Origin of the sequence: Flagellimonas olearia, from assembly GCF_009184425.1 — a bacterium.
Classification (GTDB): domain Bacteria; phylum Bacteroidota; class Bacteroidia; order Flavobacteriales; family Flavobacteriaceae; genus Flagellimonas; species Flagellimonas olearia.
Window position 1 is genome coordinate 593,219 of record NZ_WELG01000002.1, and the last position, 18,987, is coordinate 612,205.

The window sequence follows — 18,987 nt, forward strand, 5'->3', positions numbered from 1 at the left end:
AAACCTATTTGTCCGTTAGTAACTTTTTTAAATCATCCCATCTGGGATCTGTTTTTTCTGATGGTTTCTTTTCTTCTTTTGGCTGCAATTCTTCCAGCTTGTCCAAGATTTCCGATTTCAACGTTCCGTCCAATACACCGGGGTGTACTCTTTTTTGAGGGACGGCCAACACCAACATCTCATAGATGTACTGTGCAATGTTGATTTGGTACTCACCATGGGGAATGATCAAAATTTCATCATCTTCATCATTGTACTCTTCCCCAAACTTGATGACCAAGTGCAAATCTGAATGGATGGGTTGGTCAAAAGGTTCTCCGGTCATGTCGCAATCCACATTCACCGTTCCCTTGGCCTCGATTTCCAATTCCATCATATTGCTCATTTTTTCCAATATGGCGGTCACCTTTACGGAAGCCCCGTTAAATTCTTGGTATTCAAAAGATTCAAAGAACGCATTGTCAATCTCGTACACAAATTCGTGTTTTCCCAACTTCAAGCCTGAAAATGGGATAAAAAACTCCTTCAGCTTCATTGTTTCTACACTTAAGGTTTGTGTACCAGCCTCTAAAGGCGGGTGCAAAGATACTACTTATTTACAAAACTGCAATTCCATCACCAACAAATATCCATCTTTGTGGAACTTTTTTAGCTCGCACGCTTGGTCTTTTGTTTTTTCAGTGGGTTTTTGCTCAATTCCATATACTCCGTACGGTTCTTAAACACCTCAATGGCCATAAAAACCGCTTCTTTAAAGGAGCTGTTGTCCGCTTGCCCTTTTCCGGCAATTTCATAGGCCGTACCATGGTCCGGCGATGTCCTAACCTTATCAAGTCCAGCGGTGTAGTTCACCCCTTTTCCAAAGGAAAGGGTTTTAAAGGGAATAAGCCCCTGATCGTGATAGGCCGCTAAAATGGCATCAAAATTCTTATGGTTGTCCGAACCAAAAAAGCTGTCTGCGGAATACGGTCCATATACCAACGTTCCCTTATTGAACAGCTCTTTGATCACCGGCTTCAAAATTTTGTCGTCCTCCTCCCCAATGGTACCGTTGTCCCCACTATGCGGGTTTATGCCCAACAAAGCAATCTTTGGTTTACGGATTCCAAAATCCATTTTTAAAGATTTTTCCATGGTGGCTATCTTGTGCCTCACCAAACTTGGGGTTATGGCCTGAGCCACATCCTTAACGGCAATATGGTCCGTGAGCAACCCTACGCGAAGGGTGTCTGCCACCATGAACATAAGGCTTTCCCCGTTCAATTCTTGGGCTAGATAATCGGTATGGCCGGGAAATTTAAAATCGTCGGACTGTATATTGTTTTTGTTGATGGGCGCCGTTACCAGAACGTCAATACTACCATCCTTCAAAGCGGAAACCGCCGCCCGAAGTGATTTAATGGCATAGGTGCCTCCTTCCTGTGTGGCCTGTCCGAATTCAATTTTCGGTACTTCTTTCCAAACATTCACAATGTTGATCTTTCCTTCCACGGCTTGGGATGCATCCCTAACCCCGTTGAATGTCATCTCGATTCCCAAATCCGATTTCTGCTGGGAAACGGTTTTGTTCGATGCAAAAATAATTGGGGTACAGAAGTCCAACATCCGTGGGTCTTCAAATGTTTTTAGGGCAACTTCACACCCAATTCCATTTATGTCCCCAATGGAAATCCCCAGTTTTATTTTTTGATTTTCCTTCATATAATCACTGCCGTTATGGCTACTTTTGCATTACAAAACTAGTCAATTAATAAGACACATGTTCACAGGTATCATAGAGACTTTGGGGAAAGTTGAAAAGCTTGAAAAAGAAGGGGGCAATTTGCATATTACCCTGTCCTCCAATATTACATCGGAACTGAAGATAGACCAGAGCGTTTCACACAATGGGGTATGCCTTACCGTTGTGGCCATAAAAGATGATTTATACACCGTGACCGCCATTGAAGAGACCTTGATCAAGAGCAATATAGGGGACTTAAAGACTGGTGATGTGGTAAATTTGGAACGTGCCATGGTCTTAGGGGCTAGATTGGACGGCCATATAGTGCAGGGACATGTGGACCAAACTGCCCAATGCACTTCCATGGAACAAAAAGATGGTAGCTGGGTCTTTGGGTTTCAGTACGATTCCAGTTTGAACAATGTAACCATTGAAAAAGGTTCCATAACCGTGGACGGTGTAAGTTTGACCGTGGTTGATTCCAAAAAAGACAGTTTTAGCGTGGCCATCATCCCTTATACTTTTGAACATACTCGTTTCAATACCTATATAATAGGTACATCGGTCAACCTAGAGTTCGATGTGGTTGGGAAATATGTGGCCCGTTTAATGGACCTTCGACAATAATGTCGAAAAATCCTCGCCTTATACTTTTATAAAAATCTTCCGCTTGTATAATACGTAGGCCAAAAGGCAGTAAAATGAAACCACCGTTAAACCATATAGCAGGGATGAGAGTTTCATGGGCATAAAATCGTGCACATAAATGGTCTGGAACAGCCATCCGTGCAAAGAGTTTTCACCATCCACCTTAATCAACCCGAACAGTTTACTGATGAAACTGGACAAGAAATACACTACAATGGCATTGGCCCCAGCATACTTAAAGATACTTCCGAATTTTATTCCCTTGACATCGGTGAGGTGATAAATAATCGCCAATACGATATTGGCCCATCCTGCCGTTACCAACACAAAGCTACTGGTCCATAATGCCTTGTTGATGGGGAATACCAAATCCCAAACGTGGCCCAGAACCAAAAATGCGCCTCCCAAACCGAATAAAATGGTGGTCTTCTTCTCTTGTTTTGACGTCAATATCAATCCTGTGAAAATCCCCAACAATGAACTCACTATGGCCGGAAGGGTGCTTAAAAGTCCTTCGGGGTCGTAATCTGTTTTCCACATATGTGAGCCAAACACGTTTAAATCCACATAGTTGGCCAAGTTGTTCGGTGCCCTTTCCAAAGTGGATGCCACCCCCTGAACCGGGACAAAAACCATGAGCAACCAATACCCGATCAATAAAATCCCTGAAACAGCAATAAGCTTTTTCCAGTCCAAATTGATAAATAGGATGGAGGCAAAGAAAAACACTACCCCAATCCGTTGCAAAACCCCGGGGAACCTTATGTTTTCAAAATCCTTGAAGAAAGGGAAGCTCAAAGTAAAGGCCCCCAAGAATATACCCAGCCCGATTAATTTTAAGCTTCGAATCGTGATTTTCTTGTAGGTGCTGGAATCTGTCTTTTTATTTTGATAGGCCAACGCAATGGAGGTTCCCACAATAAAAAGGAAAAAAGGGAACACCAAATCTGTGGGGGTGTACCCATGCCATTGCGCATGCAATAATGGGGCATACACATGCCCCCAAGTACCCGGGGTATTCACCAGTATCATCAATACGATGGTCATTCCCCTAAAAATATCTACGGATAAAACCCTGTTTTTCATAGTGCTGTTGTTATAAGATGTTATCCTTGATCCTGCCCCAAGCCTTGATCAGGAAAAATCCTGAAACAAGGGCAACACCGGTCAAAATGAGAGCCAATTGGGTTTCTTGATAAATCCAATATCCCGTTGCAAACATAATGGAGTAGATTAAAACCACACCCAACAGCATGGCCGTGATTCCCGCAGGAACACTCCATTTTTCATTGCTCTTGACGATTTTTACATTCTCTGCGTCTGCTTCATCCACAATCTTTTTCCAACCCGGTCCTCCAGGCTGGATCTTGAGGTAAAAACTACGCAAAACTTCTTTGCTTTCCGGTTGTGTCACAAACGTGGCCGTTAACCAAATGATTGATGTGACCACCATGATAAATGGTAGATCTGCCCATTCCGGGAATACCCCGGTTTCTGGAGCAAAAAGGATTTCTCGCAACGATGTGGTCTCCAAAAGAACAGCTAAAATCCCTGAGGAAAACATCGCCGTGATTTCACTCCAAGCATTGATACGCCACCAAAACCAGCGTAGGATAAAAATAAGCCCCGTTCCCGCTCCAAAAGACAGCAATAGGTTGAACACGCCCATGGCATCTTGTAGTGCCAAAGCCAAAAATGCACTTAAGACCATCAATACTACAGTGGACAGTCTTCCCACATTCACCATCTGTTTCTCCGTAGCGTTCGGGTTTATCTGCTGTTTGTAAAAATCATACACAATATAGGAGGAGCCCCAGTTCAACTGTGTGGAGATGGTACTCATATAAGCCGCCACCAAAGAAGCCAAAACAATTCCCAAAAGACCCGTGGGCAATTTGGTCATCATGGCTGAATAGGCCAAATCGTGTCCCAATTTATCTTCTGTTACATTTGGAAAAGCTTCATGGATACTGGCAATATCCGGATATACCACCAACGAGGCCAGTGCCACCAAAATCCATGGCCAAGGACGCAAGGCATAGTGCATAATATTGAAGAAGAACGTAGCTCCAATGGCATGGTTCTCATCTTTTGCTGCCAACATCCGTTGTGCAATGTAACCACCACCACCGGGTTCCCCTCCAGGATACCACGAACTCCACCATTGTACAGCCAATGGAATGATCAAGGCCGTTATCAACGCTTTCTTATCACTAAAATCGGGAAGGATACTTAGCTTCCCTTGCACATTTTCATTTTCCAAAATGGACTGAATTCCACCAACCTCTGGAAGATTCACCAGATATACCGCTGCCCCAATGGCACCTCCCATGGCCACAAAAAAGAGTAGAAAATCACTGTAAACCACTCCCTTAAATCCTCCAAGGGCGCTAAAAATAACCGTTATAAGACCAGCACTGACTACGGTTACCCAAGGATCCAGCCCCAGCATAACCCCACCAATCTTAATGGCCGCCAAGGTAACTGAGGCCATGGTGATCACATTAAAAAACACCCCTAGGTAAATGGCCCGGAACTTCCTTAAAAAACTTGCCGCCTTTCCGCCATATCTGATTTCGTAAAACTCCAAATCCGTATTTACGTTGGATTTCCGCCATAACTTGGCATATACAAACACGGTGAGCATTCCCGTCAACAGAAAACACCACCATCCCCAGTTTCCGGAAACACCATTGGAACGGACCAAATCGGTCACCAAATTGGGCGTGTCCGTGGAAAATGTGGTTGCCACCATGGAAAGTCCCAATAACCACCATGGCATGGTTCTTCCTGATAAAAAGTATTCTGATGAGCTTTTTCCTGATTTCTTGGAAACATAAATTCCTATGAAAAGGACAATAGCGAAAAATGTAAAGATTATGGCATAATCTAAGGTTTGTATATCCATCGGTTTGGTTTTGGTAAGAACCAAAGATAGTTTTTTTAGGTTACTTTTGTACTCCACCAAATGTTTTGGATGTTTCTCTCCCTTACCTCCGAAATCTCTATAATGGCATGGGCCATGGCCGCCACGGCAGTTTTTTTAATGGGAGCTTCCAAAGCCGGTCTCAAGGGCATGTCCATACTCAATGTTACCCTCATGGCCTTGGCCTTTGGCTCCAAGGCTTCTACAGGAATATTCATGCCTTTATTGATTGTTGGTGATATTATTGCTGTTATCTATTATAATAGACATACCCAGTGGAAATACATTCTCAAGTTTATTCCATGGATGGTGTTGGGCATCCTTATTGGTGTTCTCGTTGGAAAGGACTTGCCGGAAGTGGAGTTCAAATGGGGTATGGTCACCGTTATTTTTATCAGTTTGGGCCTTTTATATTGGTGGGACCGAAGAAAATCCACTCACATACCCACCCATTGGATGTTTGCTGGCTCCATGGGAATCATGGCGGGGATATGTACCATGATCGGAAACTTGGCAGGGGCTTTCACTAACATCTTCTTCCTGGCTATGCGATTGCCCAAAAACCAGTTTGTGGGTACCGCGGCATGGCTCTTTTTCATTACCAACCTTTTTAAACTTCCCTTTCACATTTTTGTGTGGAAGACCGTTACTCTGGAAACTTTATGGGTAGATATAAAACTCATCCCGGCTATTTTAGCGGGCATTTATGTGGGAATTCGACTGGTAAAAATCATCCGTGAGGGGTTTTTCCGGAAAATGATTCTCGTGCTTACGGCCTTGGGGGCCTTGCTTTTATTGTTCCGATAAATTTTAACAAAAAACCCACCTTCTTTTTTAAGAAGATGGGTCCATGTTTTTAAACTCTGTTGTATTTAATCAATGGCAACGGGAAGTGCCACGTTGGCCCACTCCATGGTAAATCCATCATTGGTAATGGTATAGGTCAATTGTTCCTTGGCTTGGGAAGCTTTCTTTGGTGATGCTTTGACCCGAAGCACATCGGTCGACTTGTTTTCCTTATCATATTCAGTCAAAGTCAGCCCTTCAACAGAAGAGCCGCTGCGTCCATGATTAGAATTAAAAATTACGGTCCAATCTCCTTTGCTGGGCACAAAGAACAAGGCATAGGTGCCGGCGGAAAGCTTTTCTCCCCCAACTGTAATGTCCTTGTCCGTGGTAAAGGTGGTTGCCATATTGGCTCCTGCCCGCCAGACTTTATCATAGGCAACAAGGCCTCCAAAAATTTCACGCCCTCGCATGGAAGGACTGTTATAGGTAATCTCGATTGACGCATCAGCGGCCTTTCCCTTAACACTTTTATAGGGACTCTTTTGTGCAAGACTGCACATACTGAAAAGAATGGTTAGGGTAAACAGGCTGGCCCAACGGACCGAAGTTTTAAGTTTTCTCATGGGTTTTGGTGTATTAAATCAGTTGAAACATTACAATTTTGTCTAAAGATACGGATACTGGTATAATCCAAAATGGTTCGTTTCACTACCCGCATTTGGCCTTGATTTTTCTTTCAATCCGTTGCAAAATCAACATATATTGCTGTCTTTGTTATGAAATGGAAGCGAAAATGAGCTTATTCATGGTCTTTATACGAATATAACATGGGTCCCCCCTTTACTCCAGGTTTTTTTTCGCCTGTATTTTTAAGAATATCCATTTGGAAAATGCGTTTTCTAAAATTACGTTTGTCCAATTCCAGACCCAAAATGTTCTCATAAAGATTCTGCAGTTCGGGCAGTGTAAATTTCTGTGGAAGCAATTCGCCAACCACAAGGGTATCCTTCAAGTTCTTTTTAAAGAATTGATGCGCATCACGGATAATTTGGTTGTGATCAAACCCAAGATTGGCCGGGATTCTGTCCAAATCAAACCAATCAATCTGCTCCACACCCCGTTTTAAGGTCAAGGGATGGTTCTCCGGTTTTACCAAAGCATAAAAAGATATGGTGATTACTCTTTTTGTGGGGTGGCGCTCTATATCAGAATACGCTCTTACCTGTTCAAAATGGATATTTTCAAATCCAGTTAGGGCAAACAATATCTTTTGGGCACAGTCTTTTAGGGTCTCATTGGCCTGTAGGGCGCCTCCGGGCAACATCCAATGATCGGTAAAATTGCCCACAGATCTTTTGGTCAGTAAAATCTTCAATCGGTTGTCCACATATCCAAAAACAGCAATGTCCGTGGTCATGGAACATTCATAGGAATCTTCGTTTACTTGATAATCATTGAGCCCATTGAGTGTTGCTTCCGATAAATCTTCTTTCATTTTTTTTTTCGCCAAAAAATTCTAATTTAGTAACTGTGTATAAATGACACAGAAATTGTTTTGGTCACTATCAAACCTTAAAATTACAGAAAAGGCCCATGAATCAACCTAAATATAGAGAATTAGACGGCAAAGTAGTTGTCATTACGGGAGGAGGAGGCGTCCTCGGCCGTGCTTTGGCCCTATCCATTGCAGATCAGGGAACCAAAGTGGCCATCCTTGACCTAAAGGAAGAGGCTGCCCAGGAAATCGCAAAAAAAATAAACGCCAATGGCGGTACGGCAATCGGTGTTGGTGCCAATGTGCTTGAAAAGGAATCCCTCATCAAAGCAAGGGACATCATAAAAGAGCAATGGGGAAGTTGTGATATCCTCATTAACGGGGCCGGAGGTAACCACCCCAAGGGCACTACCACAAAGACCCATTTTTTTGAAGAGGATATAAATCCGCCTGAAGACTTGACGACCTTCTTTACCTTGGACCCCAAAGGCATCCAGTTTGTGTTTGACCTTAACTTTATTGGGACCCTTTTACCTACCCAAGTATTTGCAGAGGATATGGTTGGGAAAAAAGACACGGTGGTTTTGAACATCTCTTCCATGAATGCTTTTAGACCCTTGACCAAGATACCGGCCTACAGTGCGGCCAAGGCCGCAGTAAGCAATTTTACGCAGTGGTTGGCCGTGCACTTGGCTCCCGTTGGAGTCAGGGTAAACGCCATAGCGCCAGGTTTCTTTTTAACCGATCAAAATAGAAGTTTATTGACCCAGAAAGACGGGTCGCTTACCCCTCGTGGAAATACCATTTTGGAACATACTCCCATGAACCGGTTTGGGGAACCCGACGATTTGGTGGGAACCGTACTTTGGTTGATGGGCAATGGATCAAAATTTGTAACAGGAATTGTAGTACCCATTGATGGGGGCTTCAGTGCATATAGCGGCGTATAAGATATGGGATTGGAACAAACATGGAGGTGGTACGGGCCCAATGACCCGGTTACCCTAGCAGATATAAAAATGGCAGGTGCCACGGGAATTGTCACGGCATTGCATCATATTCCCAATGGGGAGGTGTGGCCTGTTTCAGAAATAGAGGAACGCAAGAAGCAGCTCCAAGCGTATGGGTTTACGTGGTCCGTGGTGGAAAGCATCCCTGTACACGAGGATATTAAAAAGCGCACTGGAAACTTTGAACGCTATATTGAAAACTATAAAGAGAGTATCAAAAATCTAGGGCAATGTGGAGTGGACACCGTCTGTTACAACTTTATGCCCGTACTGGACTGGACCCGTACCGATTTGGCCCATCAAATGCCTGATGGATCATTGGCTCTCCGGTTTGACAAAGCTGCCTTTGCCGCATTTGAACTGTTCTTGCTCAAAAGGGCGGGTGCCGAAGAAGACTATACCCAAGAGGAAATTAAACTGGCACAAGAAGCCTACGGAAAAATGGACGGAGCCTCCAAGGAGAAACTCATCCGTAATATCATTGCCGGGCTACCCGGTGCGGAAGAGGGCTATACTTTGGAGCAATTCCAAAATGTGTTGGACGCCTACAAGCACATCGGACCAGAACAATTACGGGAAAACCTGCACGCTTTTGTCAAAGCCATAGCCCCAACTGCTGAAGAGGCCGGGGTATTCCTGACCATTCACCCTGATGATCCTCCTTTCCCAATTTTGGGGTTGCCCAGGGTCATGAGCACCTTACAAGATGCCAAGGACCTCATCAACGCCCACAACAGTCCGCACAATGGGATTTGCTTCTGCACAGGTTCATTTGGGGTTCGTGAAGACAATGATTTGGTCAACATGGCCCATCAATTGGCCAATCGAATCAACTTTATCCACCTAAGAAGCACCAAACGGGATGACCAAGGCAATTTTTATGAAGCAGACCATTTGGATGGCGATGTGGACATGTACGGTGTGCTAAAAGAACTGTTGACGGAGCAGGCCAAAAGAACACAGACCAACCGACCTGACCGGCGTATGCCCATGCGCCCCGATCATGGGCACCAGATGTTGGACGATTTGGGCAAAAAAACCAACCCTGGGTATTCCGCCATAGGTCGTTTACGGGGATTGGCCGAATTAAGGGGGTTGATGTTGGGCATTGAAAAATCGGGTATATGAGTTTTATTCACGAAGATTTTCTGTTACAGACCCCATATGCCCAAGAGCTGTACCACAGCTATGCCAAAAACATGCCCATTATTGATTATCACAACCATTTGACTCCAGAGCTTTTGGCCAATGATGGGCACTATCCAAATATTGCCCGGGCCTGGTTGGACGGTGATCATTACAAATGGAGGGCCATGCGTGCCTTGGGAATCGAGGAGAAATACATCACCGGTAATGCATCCGATCAAGACAAGTTTTTAAAATGGGCCGAAGCCGTACCCTATTTGGTGCGGAACCCCCTCTACCATTGGACCCACTTGGAGTTGCAACGCTTTTTTGGAATCACGGATTTACTGTCCAAGGACAACGCCCTTGAAATCTATCAAACCACTTCTGCCAAGCTACAAGAGAAGTCGTGTTCAGCTTTGGGAATGCTACAACAAATGAATGTTGAGGTGGTCTGTACCACCGATGACCCCATAGATGATTTGCGATTTCACCAAAAATCCAGAAAAGCGGGCCATAACCCAAAAATGTTGCCAGCTTTTCGTCCAGATAAGGCTTACGCCATTGAGAACCTTACCGCGTATAAAAGCTATTTGGAGCAACTGTCCGATGCTTCCGGCATTACCATATCTTCTTATTCCGATGTGCTGGAGGCCCTAAAAAATCGGATTGTGCATTTCCATGAAAACGGGTGCCGATTGGCGGACCATGGCTTGGAACAGTTGTATTTTTTTGAGGAAGGAACCTATGATATTGAAGCCGTTTTCAAAAAAATAGGGTCGGGGCAACACTTGGAGCTAGGAGAAATCCATTATTATAAGTTTCAAACCTTGGTTTTTCTGTGTAGGGAATACCACTCCCTAGGCTGGGCACAACAGTTTCATTTGGGCCCTTTGCGCAATGTCAACCAAAGCATGCTGGACAAATTGGGTCCGGACACGGGCTTTGATTCCATTGGCGATAAGGAACAAGCGTATCCCCTAGGTAAGTTTTTGAACCTTTTGGAGAGCACAGATCAACTGGCAAAGACTATTTTATATAACTTGAATCCATCACAGAATGAGGTTTTTGCTACCATGGCCGGAAACTTCAACAGGGGTGGAATCAAGGGAAAGATTCAGTACGGTTCGGGTTGGTGGTATTTGGACCAATTGGATGGGATGGAAAAACAAATCAACACCCTATCCAATTTAGGGGTCCTCAGTACCTTTATAGGTATGCTCACCGATTCGCGAAGCTTGCTGTCCTTCCCAAGACATGAATATTTTAGGCGGTTGCTCTGCAATATTTTGGGGAATGACATCCAAAAAGGATTATTGCCTGCAGACCTACCACATTTAGGTAGTATTGTGCAGGATATCTGCTACAACAACGCCAAGGACTATTTCAACTTTGATGCCATATGAAAGGATTGAAAAAATAATGAGATCGTACACTTCCATAGTGCTTTGGGCTGGCCTTGTACTGTTTCTGATAGGGTGTCAGGCAGAAAATGGGGTCAAGACCATAAAGCTGGCCCATGGCTTGGATGTCAATCATTCCGTTCACAAAGCCTTGGTAAAGATGGGAGAGGACCTTGAAGAGATTTCCAAGGGCAAAATGACGGTTGAAATCTATCCTAACCAGCAATTGGGCACCGAACGTCAAATTGTTGAATTATTGCAGATTGGAAGTTTGGATATGACCAAGGTCTCTGCCGCCACACTAGAAAATTTTGCGCCAAAGACCCGGGTTTTGGGACTTCCCTACCTATTTAGGAGCAGGGAACATTCTTTTAAAGTGTTTGATGGCCCTATTGGCGAGGAATTACTGAACGATGGTAAAAAATACTGGCTAAAAGGACTTGGCTTTTACGATGCGGGCAGCCGCAGTTTCTACACCAAGGAAAAAGCAATTGAAAGCCCCGGTGACCTAAAAGGGCAAAAAATCAGGGTAATGCCCAGTGTCACCGCCATGGAGATGGTTCGCGGGTTTGGGGGTTCGCCCACACCCATTTCTTGGGGGGAACTGTACACCTCCTTGCAACAGGGCGTTGTGGACGGAGCGGAAAACAATCCGCCCAGTTTCTACCTCTCCAAACACTACGAAATATGCAAATACTATTCCCTCAACGAACACACCTTTTCCCCGGATATCATTTTGGTGGCCACCCATTTCTGGGACAAGCTTTCAGAACAGGAACAAAACTGGCTGCAACAGGCTGTGGATGCATCCGTAGTATATCAAAGAGAGTTGTGGGCAAAAGCCGAGGCTGAAGCGCTGGATGCTGTTCAAAAGGCAGGGGTAAAAATCATTAAACCAGACAAGTCCCTTTTTTCAAAAGAGACGGAAAGGGTGTATGAAAAATATAAGGCAGACGAGACGCTGTCTAAATTGATACAACAAATAAAAGCCGTTGAATGATATGGGGGCCAAAAAGACCATAGATAGCGTATTGGGCGGTGCATTGATCATCATCATGTCTGCCATGGTCCTCAATGTCCTTTGGCAAGTTTTTACGCGTTTTGTAATGGGAACGCCAAGCTCGTTTACGGATGAATTGGCCCGATACCTCATGATCTGGGCAGGCATATTGGGAGCGGCCTATGTGGCTGGGAAAGATATGCACGTAGCCATCGATGTACTGCCCCAAAAGTTCAACAAATCCACCCAGAAGAGACTGTCGACAACAGTTAAGGTTGCGGTAATTCTTTTTGCGTTATCGGTCATGGTGATTGGAGGTATCCGTTTGGTGTACATCACTTTTGTATTGGAACAGTTGTCGCCCGCCCTTCAAATACCCTTGGCCTATGTGTATTTGGTCATCCCCATAAGTGGCCTGCTCATCGTCTACTATAAAATTACGGACATTATAAATCAAAGCGAATAATGGAATATCTGCCCATATTGGTGTTGTTGATAAGCTTTATTGGTCTGTTGGCCATAGGCGTTCCCGTGGCTTGGAGCATTTCCATTTCCGCTTTATTGACCATGTTGGTCAGCATTCCTTTTTTACCGGCAACCACCACCTTGGCCCAACGTATGGGCGTGGGCTTGGATAGTTTTGCGCTTTTGGCCATTCCCTTCTTTATCCTTGCCGGAAACTTAATGAACAAAGGGGGTATGGCCCATCGTTTGATTGCTTTTGCCAAGACCTTGGTTGGTGCGCTTCCCGGCGGACTTGCCTTGATCAACATAACCGCCGCCATGCTTATGGGGGCCATAGCGGGTTCAGCCATGGCATCAGCCTCTGCTATGGGCAGTATTTTGGGTCCTGAGATGGAAAAAGAGGGCTATTCCAAAGAATTTGGAGCCGCAGTGAACATCACTTCGGCAACCACGGGCCTGATTATTCCGCCGAGCAATATCCTGATTGTGTATTCACTTGCCAGTGGAGGTGTTTCCATTGCCGCCTTGTTTTTGGCCGGCTATATCCCCGGTATTCTTGCCGGAGTGTTCTTGATGATCGTAGCGGTCATCTGGGCCAAAAGAAAAGGATACACCGGACACGCCAAAAAAGGTGATTCTGGCATTCTTGCCATCGTAAAGACCTTTGTGGATGCTTTACCAAGTCTATTGTTATTGGTCATCGTTATCGGAGGTATTGTGGCAGGCATATTCACCGCTACGGAAGCGTCGGCCATTGCGGTGCTATACTCGTTGATCCTAGGGTTTGTTTACAAGGAAATCTCCTTTAAAAACCTACCCAATATTTTATTGGATTCATCCGTGACCACGGCTATGGTGTTGTTGTTGATAGCGGCTTCCATTGGCATGTCATGGGCCATTTCTTATGAAAATATCCCTCAGGCCACCAGTGATGTGCTCTTGGGAATCAGTGACAATGTGGTCGTAGTCCTGCTGATCATCAATGCCATTTTATTGTTTGTGGGCATCTTTATGGACATTACCCCGGCCGTCCTCATTTTCACCCCTATCTTCTTGCCTGTTGTCACCGAATTGGGCATCGATCCCATCCATTTTGGTATCATCATGATATTCAATCTATGTATTGGTCTCTGCACGCCTCCCGTAGGTTCCGTCCTCTTTGTGGGCGTAGGCGTGGCCAAAACCTCAATCCAAAAAGTCATAAAGCCCCTTTTACCCTTGTTTTTGGCCATGATTGCCGCGCTGTTGTTGATTACCTATGTCTCTCAACTGACCTTGTGGTTGCCTAGCCTATTCGATGTATAAAAAGAAAAAATGAATCATTTAAACTCTAGAAAAGTGAAGAATAACCAAAAAATCCTGAGTAGGATAACCGTACTGCTGACCTTGGCCTTAATGGCCAGTTGCAACCAAAAACCCAAGGATGATACCCCATGGGTACCCCTGTTTGATGGAGAAAACCTCGAAGGGTGGACCGTAAAGGGAGGAACTGCCGAGTATTCGGCGGAAAATGGTGCCGTTGTGGGCACGACCAAACACAACACGCCCAATACATTCCTCACCACGGATGCCTTATATGGTGACTTTATCTTGGAGTTGGACTATTTGGTAGATTCTACCATGAACTCTGGCATCCAGATACGCAGTAACAGCATTCCAGAGTATCAGAACGGACGGGTCCATGGATATCAAATCGAGATTGATCCTTCGGACCGAGCTTGGAGCGCAGGCATCTATGATGAGGGCCGAAGAGGATGGTTAAACCCCCTTACGGAAAACGAGGCTGCACAAAAAGCTTTCAAACAGAATGAATGGAACCACTATCGTATTGAGGCCATAGGCGATACCCTAAAAACATGGATCAATGGGGTTCCTGCGGCCCATCTTATTGATGATGCCACCGCCACGGGATTTATCGCCCTTCAGGTGCACAGTATTGGTGAAAACCAAAAAGCGGGCACGGAGATACAATGGAAAAACATCCGGATCGTAACCGAAAACCCTGAAAAATACGCAACGGAATCGCCCATACCCCCCATCATTACCAAAAATCAACTTATTGCCGAGGACAAGAAGAGCAATTGGGAAATGCTTTGGGACGGAGAGACCACGAATGGATGGCGTGGAGCAAAATTGGACCATTTTCCCGAGAAGGGATGGATCATTGAAAATGGGGAATTGACCGTACTTTCCACAGGGGGAGGTGAATCTGAAGCCGGTGGGGACATTGTCACAGAGAAGCAATATGACAATTTTGAGCTAAAGCTGGAATTCAAGATAACCGAAGGTGCCAATAGCGGCATCAAATATTATGTAAATACGGATTTAAACAAGGGTGAAGGTTCCTCCATTGGATTGGAATTCCAAATTTTGGACGATATGCGTCACCCCGATGCCAAACTTGGAAACCATGAAGGTAGCCGAACTCTGGCCTCTCTATATGATCTGATTCAAGCCGACCCCAACAAATATGTAAAACCCATTGGGGAATGGAATACCGCACATATCAAATCCAACAACAACCATGTGGAGCACTGGCTCAACGGAATGAAAGTTTTGGAGTATGAGCGCAAAACCGATGCCTATAGAAAATTGGTCTCCGAAAGCAAATATGTTACTTGGCCCCAATTTGGGGAAGCAGACAAAGGAAATATCTTATTGCAGGACCACGGAGATCGAGTATCGTTCAGAAATATAAAAATCAGACAACTCTAAACATAAGATTATGGGAACGAGAAGAAACTTTATCAAACAGACCACAGCAGGGACAACAGGTTTGGCCTTTGCTGGAATTTTGATGCCCAACTCTGGTTTTTCCAGTATTCTAGGGGCCAATGACCGCTTGGGTGTAGCTGTAATCGGAGTACGTAGTAGGGCCAAGGCTCATGTCATTGCCATCCACCAAGATGCCAATGCAAGGATCCTGTACAATTGCGATGTAGATGACACCATTATTGAGGAACACAATGCGTGGTGCCAGCAAAACATTGGCTATATCCCCAAAGTGGAAAAGGATTTTAGAAAAGTATTGGAGGACAAGGATGTGGATGCCGTGTTCATTGCCACCCCGGAACACTGGCATGCCCCTATGGCCATCATGGCCCTACAAGCCGGAAAACACGTTTATGTGGAAAAGCCCTGTAGCCATAATCCTTATGAAAATGACCTTTTGGTGAATGCCCAGAAAAAGTACGGGAAGAAAGTGCAGATGGGTAACCAGCAGCGCTCTGCCAAAACTTCGGCATCAGCAATTACGGATATCCGCAATGGGGTCATCGGGGAAGTCTACAAAGGGGAAGCCTATTATTCCAACAATAGGGGTTCCATAGGAAAAGGAAACAAAATAAGCGTTCCCAATACGTTAGATTGGGGACTTTGGCAGGGGCCAGCCCCAAAAGAAGACTATCGGGACAACGTACATCCGTATAATTGGCATTGGTTCAGGACCTGGGGAACGGGTGAAATACACAACAATGGCACCCATGAAATTGATATTTGCCGCTGGGCCTTGGGAGTGGATCTACCCTCGACCGTAACCTCTTTTGGAGGAAAATATACCTATGATGATGATTGGGAGTTTGTGGATAACCAACAAGTGACCTATACCTTTCCCGGAGATAAGTTTATCACCTGGACAGGACACAGTCGAGGCATTATGAAACCGGAACGTCCGGGGAGGGGTGCTACCATTTATGGAAGCAAAGGAACCATCCAACTCGATAGAAATTTCTATAAGCTGTTCGATTTGGCAGGAAATCCCGTAAAACTTGAGTACGAGCGTTCACAAAGTGCCACCACCAATACCCAGGGGATTGGGGGATTGGATGTAGATCATGTGGCCAATTTTTTCAATGCCATCAGAAAAGATGAATCATTAAACTCTGATATCAATGATGCCAGTGTCTCCACGATGCTTTGCCATTTAGGCAATATGGCACAAGATGCGGGGCATACCTTGGAGGTCGACATCAAAACCGGAAAAGTACTCAATGACAACGCCATTATGGAGAAAAGCTGGAAACGGGAATATGCAAAAGGATGGGAACCTAAATTGTAACCTATGAAACGAAGAGATTTTGTAGCAAAGACCGGAATGGCCGTAGCGGGAATTTCCGCAATACAAGCGTCTCCCTTATATCCTTCAAAAAATGATGTGGTACGCATTGGTGTTATTGGAACGGGCTCTAGGGGCGGAGGCCTCATTCCACATATCAACAGTATTCAAGGCCTTGAAGTGGCGGCATGTTGCGATGTTTTGCCCTTTAGACTGGAAAAGGGATTGGCCAAAGTTGAAGGCAAAGCGACCCCATATTCGGACTATAAGGCCCTTTTGGACAATTCTGCCATTGATGCCGTCTTGATTGCCACTCCCTTGAGTGAACATGCCCATATTGCCATTGATGCTCTTGATGCCGGAAAACATGTGTATTGTGAAAAGACCATGGTAAAAGGATATACCGCCATACAAAACGTGGTAAAAAAAGCATCGGAATCAAAAACGATTTTCCAAACCGGTCACCAATACCACAGCTCCCGGCTATATACCCATGTGGTGGACTTGATAAAAAACGGGGAAATTGGGAAAATTGCTGCCATTGAATGCCAATGGAACCGAAATGGCAATTGGCGAAGACCCGTGCCAAGCCCTGAGTACGAAAGAGCCATAAATTGGCGCATGTACCAAGAGTTTTCCGGAGGGTTATTGGCCGAATTGTGCTCCCATCAACTCGATTTTGCCAACTGGCTACTGGATGCTGAACCCATCAAGGTTATGGGGGACGGGGGTATTGATTATTGGAAGGATGGTCGAGATATCTTCGACAACGTTCATATGATCTATACCTACCCCAATGGAGTCCGGGCCACGTATACCTGTCTCACCAGCAACTCCAAGGACGATTATCTCATCAAAGTAATGGGAGATAATGGCACCATCACCATTGACTACACCAAAGCTTGGTTTTATCCCGAAAAAAAGGAGGAATACAGAGAAGTTGGGGAGGTTGATGGAGTTTCCGGGGCCACCATCAAATGGGATCAAAGCAAGGGTATTCCCATTGAAGTGGAACATTTGGACCCCAGCAAACAGGCATTGCTCGACTTTAGAACAAACATTATGGACAACACCATGCCAAAATCCAATGCAATTAGCGGGGCCAAGGCAGCCATATGCGTCCAAATGGGATTGGATGCGTTACACAAACAAGAAATCGTCCCCTGGAATTCAAGTATCCTCCCATAGGTTTTAAAAGCCTATGACTTAGAAAAGGTTTTCTATAATCGGGTTGTTCCCAACAATCCACAAAAATGCCGGATAGCGTTATAAATTGCGTAGGTCATTTATTGACCTAAGCCGGTTATTTCCTTATTTTTAGGTAATAACCAAACCAAAATTATGAAACGAAGATCTTTTCTTAACAGTAGTATGGCCTTGCCCTTTCTTCATGTGGGTCTAGGCGGCAGGACTTTTGTGGATGACGAGACCATGGTCGTTGAAAAGTCCCAAAAAGGACGCCCCCATGAGGGCAAAGTATTGGCCGCAATTCAACCTCATTCTGATGATGTTCCCATCTTTGCCGGCGGCACCGTGGCAAAGCTCATCAACGAGGGGTATACGGGCTATCTCATACGAACCACCAATGATGACCATGCAGGTAAGGGAGATACCTTTGGTGAACTTATCGGCAACAATGAACGTGATAATGAAGCCGTTGCCAAAGCTTTGGGCCTGAAAAAGACGTATGATCTTCATTATCGCAATCACAGAATGGATAATATTAGCCCCGTTGAACTCAGGGCAAGATTGGTTTTTTTGATCAGAATGCTAAAAATCGATACCATTATCACCTATGACCCTTGGGGCCATTATGAAGAAAACCCGGACCATTATGTCACGGCCAGGGCTGTTGAGGCCGCCAGATGGATGGCAGGAGGAGGTAGGGATTACCCTGAACACTTGGACGCAGGAATCCAACCGCATTTGGTCAAAGAACTCTACTATTTTGCCCGTGGTCCCCAACTCGTAAACCGGATTGTGGATATTTCCGATCATATAGACACCAAGGTCACCGCCAATAGGGTGAACATTACGCAAGGCCCGGCAGGGGAACATGGTTCAAGGTTAAGGGAGCGCCTTCTCAAGGAGGGAAAGAAGCTGGATATTCTAGGAAATGATGCGGAAACCGCCAACCGAAATTATATCAAGCATTTTGTGCTGGATATTGACTCCAAACGATTACGGGGAACTCCTTCAGACAAAGAATTGGGCAGTCAATTTAATTGCGAATATGCCGAAGCTTTCCATTATCGCGGTCCTGAACATTCAAAATTGGACGACTATATTGAAAAGCATGCCCATTGATCAATATCACCTTTTAAACCATGGTCTTTAAGGATGCTTAAG

18 protein-coding genes are annotated in these 18,987 nt (G+C 45.0%); 12 read left to right on the forward strand and 6 right to left on the reverse strand.

All coding sequences use genetic code 11. From position 1 onward, the window contains the following. Nucleotides 1-4: 4 nt before the first annotated feature. Both F8C76_RS12080 and pdxA read right to left on the reverse strand, forming a co-directional pair. Complete coding sequence (locus F8C76_RS12080) at nucleotides 5-535, reverse strand: YceD family protein (RefSeq protein ID WP_152131934.1); 531 nt, start codon at nucleotides 533-535, stop codon at nucleotides 5-7. Nucleotides 536-648: 113 nt separating this feature from the next. Next, nucleotides 649-1,701, reverse strand: coding sequence for a 4-hydroxythreonine-4-phosphate dehydrogenase PdxA (gene pdxA / locus F8C76_RS12085; RefSeq protein WP_152131935.1), 1,053 nt, complete (start codon nucleotides 1,699-1,701; stop codon nucleotides 649-651). Between the two features lie 58 nt (nucleotides 1,702-1,759). Between pdxA and F8C76_RS12090 the strand changes: the two genes are divergently transcribed. Continuing rightward, on the forward strand, nucleotides 1,760-2,350 hold the full coding sequence (locus F8C76_RS12090) for a riboflavin synthase (protein ID WP_152131936.1): 591 nt from the start codon (nucleotides 1,760-1,762) through the stop codon (nucleotides 2,348-2,350). Between the two features lie 18 nt (nucleotides 2,351-2,368). Here F8C76_RS12090 and F8C76_RS12095 read toward each other — a convergent pair whose 3' ends face one another. Both F8C76_RS12095 and F8C76_RS12100 read right to left on the reverse strand, forming a co-directional pair. Next, nucleotides 2,369-3,457: an acyltransferase family protein gene (locus tag F8C76_RS12095; RefSeq protein ID WP_152131937.1), complete on the reverse strand. Its 1,089-nt coding sequence runs from the start codon at nucleotides 3,455-3,457 to the stop codon at nucleotides 2,369-2,371. Nucleotides 3,458-3,467: 10 nt separating this feature from the next. Further along, the gene (locus F8C76_RS12100) at nucleotides 3,468-5,279 is read right to left on the reverse strand and encodes a sodium:solute symporter family protein (RefSeq protein WP_152131938.1); all 1,812 of its coding nucleotides are present in this window, start codon (nucleotides 5,277-5,279) and stop codon (nucleotides 3,468-3,470) included. Between the two features lie 69 nt (nucleotides 5,280-5,348). Between F8C76_RS12100 and F8C76_RS12105 the strand changes: the two genes are divergently transcribed. After that, the gene (locus F8C76_RS12105; RefSeq protein ID WP_152131939.1) at nucleotides 5,349-6,104 is read left to right on the forward strand and encodes a sulfite exporter TauE/SafE family protein; all 756 of its coding nucleotides are present in this window, start codon (nucleotides 5,349-5,351) and stop codon (nucleotides 6,102-6,104) included. 65 nt (nucleotides 6,105-6,169) lie between these two features. Here F8C76_RS12105 and F8C76_RS12110 read toward each other — a convergent pair whose 3' ends face one another. Then, nucleotides 6,170-6,709 (reverse strand): DUF2911 domain-containing protein, encoded by a 540-nt coding sequence (locus F8C76_RS12110; protein WP_152131940.1) that lies wholly within the window; start codon nucleotides 6,707-6,709, stop codon nucleotides 6,170-6,172. Between the two features lie 176 nt (nucleotides 6,710-6,885). After that, entirely contained in the window at nucleotides 6,886-7,581 is a 696-nt protein-coding gene (locus tag F8C76_RS12115; RefSeq protein WP_152131941.1) for an NUDIX hydrolase, read from the reverse strand. 98 nt (nucleotides 7,582-7,679) lie between these two features. Between F8C76_RS12115 and F8C76_RS12120 the strand changes: the two genes are divergently transcribed. The 10 genes from F8C76_RS12120 (at nucleotide 7,680) to F8C76_RS12165 (ending at nucleotide 18,945) form a co-directional block, all read left to right on the forward strand. Further along, nucleotides 7,680-8,531, forward strand: coding sequence for an SDR family oxidoreductase (locus F8C76_RS12120; protein ID WP_152131942.1), 852 nt, complete (start codon nucleotides 7,680-7,682; stop codon nucleotides 8,529-8,531). 3 nt (nucleotides 8,532-8,534) lie between these two features. Then, entirely contained in the window at nucleotides 8,535-9,719 is a 1,185-nt protein-coding gene (gene uxuA / locus F8C76_RS12125; RefSeq protein WP_152131943.1) for a mannonate dehydratase, read from the forward strand. Further along, complete coding sequence (uxaC, locus tag F8C76_RS12130; RefSeq protein WP_152131944.1) at nucleotides 9,716-11,122, forward strand: glucuronate isomerase; 1,407 nt, start codon at nucleotides 9,716-9,718, stop codon at nucleotides 11,120-11,122. The genes uxuA and uxaC overlap by 4 nt, the downstream gene beginning before the upstream one ends. A 16-nt stretch (nucleotides 11,123-11,138) precedes the next feature. Continuing rightward, a complete protein-coding gene (locus F8C76_RS12135; RefSeq protein WP_152131945.1) occupies nucleotides 11,139-12,119 on the forward strand; it encodes a TRAP transporter substrate-binding protein in 981 nt (326 codons plus the stop codon). 1 nt (nucleotide 12,120) lies between these two features. Beyond that, nucleotides 12,121-12,585 carry a TRAP transporter small permease gene (locus F8C76_RS12140; protein WP_152131946.1) on the forward strand — a complete coding sequence of 155 codons (465 nt, stop codon included), beginning with the start codon at nucleotides 12,121-12,123 and terminating at the stop codon, nucleotides 12,583-12,585. Then, on the forward strand, nucleotides 12,585-13,889 hold the full coding sequence (locus tag F8C76_RS12145; protein ID WP_152131947.1) for a TRAP transporter large permease: 1,305 nt from the start codon (nucleotides 12,585-12,587) through the stop codon (nucleotides 13,887-13,889). The genes F8C76_RS12140 and F8C76_RS12145 overlap by 1 nt, the downstream gene beginning before the upstream one ends. 90 nt (nucleotides 13,890-13,979) lie before the next feature. After that, on the forward strand, nucleotides 13,980-15,299 hold the full coding sequence (locus F8C76_RS12150; RefSeq protein ID WP_249042454.1) for a 3-keto-disaccharide hydrolase: 1,320 nt from the start codon (nucleotides 13,980-13,982) through the stop codon (nucleotides 15,297-15,299). 10 nt (nucleotides 15,300-15,309) lie between these two features. Further along, nucleotides 15,310-16,641 carry a Gfo/Idh/MocA family protein gene (locus F8C76_RS12155; RefSeq protein ID WP_152131949.1) on the forward strand — a complete coding sequence of 444 codons (1,332 nt, stop codon included), beginning with the start codon at nucleotides 15,310-15,312 and terminating at the stop codon, nucleotides 16,639-16,641. Between the two features lie 3 nt (nucleotides 16,642-16,644). Continuing rightward, nucleotides 16,645-17,826 (forward strand): Gfo/Idh/MocA family protein, encoded by a 1,182-nt coding sequence (locus tag F8C76_RS12160; RefSeq protein ID WP_152131950.1) that lies wholly within the window; start codon nucleotides 16,645-16,647, stop codon nucleotides 17,824-17,826. 153 nt (nucleotides 17,827-17,979) lie between these two features. After that, nucleotides 17,980-18,945, forward strand: coding sequence for a PIG-L deacetylase family protein (locus F8C76_RS12165; RefSeq protein ID WP_152131951.1), 966 nt, complete (start codon nucleotides 17,980-17,982; stop codon nucleotides 18,943-18,945). The last annotated feature ends 42 nt before the right edge of the window (nucleotides 18,946-18,987 follow it).

Coding starts and splice junctions, on each gene's coding strand:
- F8C76_RS12080 (WP_152131934.1), bottom strand. CDS start 535: ATGAAGCTGAAGGAGTTTTTTATCCCATTTTCAGGCTTGAAGTTGGGA.
- pdxA (WP_152131935.1), bottom strand. CDS start 1,701: ATGAAGGAAAATCAAAAAATAAAACTGGGGATTTCCATTGGGGACATA.
- F8C76_RS12090 (WP_152131936.1), top strand. CDS start 1,760: ATGTTCACAGGTATCATAGAGACTTTGGGGAAAGTTGAAAAGCTTGAA.
- F8C76_RS12095 (WP_152131937.1), bottom strand. CDS start 3,457: ATGAAAAACAGGGTTTTATCCGTAGATATTTTTAGGGGAATGACCATC.
- F8C76_RS12100 (WP_152131938.1), bottom strand. CDS start 5,279: ATGGATATACAAACCTTAGATTATGCCATAATCTTTACATTTTTCGCT.
- F8C76_RS12105 (WP_152131939.1), top strand. CDS start 5,349: ATGTTTCTCTCCCTTACCTCCGAAATCTCTATAATGGCATGGGCCATG.
- F8C76_RS12110 (WP_152131940.1), bottom strand. CDS start 6,709: ATGAGAAAACTTAAAACTTCGGTCCGTTGGGCCAGCCTGTTTACCCTA.
- F8C76_RS12115 (WP_152131941.1), bottom strand. CDS start 7,581: ATGAAAGAAGATTTATCGGAAGCAACACTCAATGGGCTCAATGATTAT.
- F8C76_RS12120 (WP_152131942.1), top strand. CDS start 7,680: ATGAATCAACCTAAATATAGAGAATTAGACGGCAAAGTAGTTGTCATT.
- uxuA (WP_152131943.1), top strand. CDS start 8,535: ATGGGATTGGAACAAACATGGAGGTGGTACGGGCCCAATGACCCGGTT.
- uxaC (WP_152131944.1), top strand. CDS start 9,716: ATGAGTTTTATTCACGAAGATTTTCTGTTACAGACCCCATATGCCCAA.
- F8C76_RS12135 (WP_152131945.1), top strand. CDS start 11,139: ATGAGATCGTACACTTCCATAGTGCTTTGGGCTGGCCTTGTACTGTTT.
- F8C76_RS12140 (WP_152131946.1), top strand. CDS start 12,121: ATGGGGGCCAAAAAGACCATAGATAGCGTATTGGGCGGTGCATTGATC.
- F8C76_RS12145 (WP_152131947.1), top strand. CDS start 12,585: ATGGAATATCTGCCCATATTGGTGTTGTTGATAAGCTTTATTGGTCTG.
- F8C76_RS12150 (WP_249042454.1), top strand. CDS start 13,980: ATGGCCAGTTGCAACCAAAAACCCAAGGATGATACCCCATGGGTACCC.
- F8C76_RS12155 (WP_152131949.1), top strand. CDS start 15,310: ATGGGAACGAGAAGAAACTTTATCAAACAGACCACAGCAGGGACAACA.
- F8C76_RS12160 (WP_152131950.1), top strand. CDS start 16,645: ATGAAACGAAGAGATTTTGTAGCAAAGACCGGAATGGCCGTAGCGGGA.
- F8C76_RS12165 (WP_152131951.1), top strand. CDS start 17,980: ATGAAACGAAGATCTTTTCTTAACAGTAGTATGGCCTTGCCCTTTCTT.